Here is a 1,214-nt window from a genome sequence, read left to right on the forward strand (position 1 = left end):
TGTTCTGTCACTTCACGCACGTTAAGCGCAACCTCGGGTAGTGACGGTAGAATTAGGCGATCATCATCGATAGCTTTGGTAATGGCTTCGACGATCTTACTTGCGAGTTCAGACATGCTTACACTTACCTCAAAAACTAATAACTTTTAGATATACGTAAGTGTAGAGCAGAATTACAATAAAGCGTGTAAATTACTGTTTTTAGTTAGGATTGTAATGTAATTCGAATAACTCAGCTTTTACAGATTGATTCGAATTTAGATAAGCGACGTTACTGTCTTTTACTCGCTCGATATCGCAAACAGCTAGGCCTAAGGTATCGTTTTCATTCGTATGAACGCGAACAATCTCTCCTAGTTTTTTACCAGCTTCATCAAAAATATTTTCTCCGGGAAGTAGGCTTGCAGATTGCCCAGATTGAAAGCGATACATACGCTTCTTCGCTTTCCCAAGAAATTTCATACGCGCGATAATTTCTTGCCCAGTGTAGCATCCTTTTTTGAAACTCACCGCACCTAAGTCTTGAAGATTCAGATTTTGAAGAATAAATGTCTCGATGGTTTCAGGATATAGTTCTGGGATTCCAGATAGGCAGTCCTGCTTATACCACTCGTTGAGTAAATTAGGGTCTAAGGTAATTGGCGCGTCTGCCTCATTCAGTTGCCATAGTTCTTGTCGTTGTGCGTCGACTTGGCGAGTAAGACCGAAATTCGTGTTTTGCAGCACGTGTTCATCTTTTAAATTCGACTCGTCGAAAACGCCAAACACTTTTGCATGTTCAAGCGTTTCGATCTCGCATTTAAAAAAGACTTTGTATTTACTCAAAGTATCGACGCCTTGTTGGCGAACGCTTTCATGTACTTTTATCAAAAAACCGTCTTCGATTCTGGCGATGACGAACAACCAATACATGCGCCCTTTGGCGCTGTTAGCTGTGCCATAGGTGCATTGAAGCGGTGCTAGTTCAGTTACGTCGCAACTAAATTGGCCCTGCAAAAATTTCTCAGCATCTGGGCCGCTTACTTTGATTAATGAATAGGGGAGTTGTACACCTGTCTGTATCATTTTGTCGCTATCGTTGAAGTTGTTTGTGAAAGTTCTTTGTTATGCCGATCGTGAACGTATAGTCTGCGATGGTGATCTTTTTTACTGCTCGTTAGAGGGCTCAAGCAAATGATGTATTTCGCACCGCTATTAGTGGCTAGTACCAGAAT

The 1,214-nt window shown here is 41.5% G+C and carries 1 protein-coding gene; it reads right to left on the reverse strand.

Annotation, left to right across the window (positions count from 1 at the left end; genetic code table 11):
• Positions 1 to 201: 201 nt before the first annotated feature.
• Positions 202 to 1,065, reverse strand: coding sequence for a folate-binding protein YgfZ (locus tag A3739_RS01240; RefSeq protein ID WP_068499913.1), 864 nt, complete (start codon positions 1,063 to 1,065; stop codon positions 202 to 204).
• Positions 1,066 to 1,214 lie beyond the last annotated feature (149 nt).

It is taken from the genome of Oleiphilus sp. HI0067 (assembly GCF_001635735.1).

Excerpts from the sequence above, each read along its gene's own strand:
- A3739_RS01240 (WP_068499913.1), bottom strand. The coding sequence starts at position 1,065 with ATGATACAGACAGGTGTACAACTCCCCTATTCATTAATCAAAGTAAGC.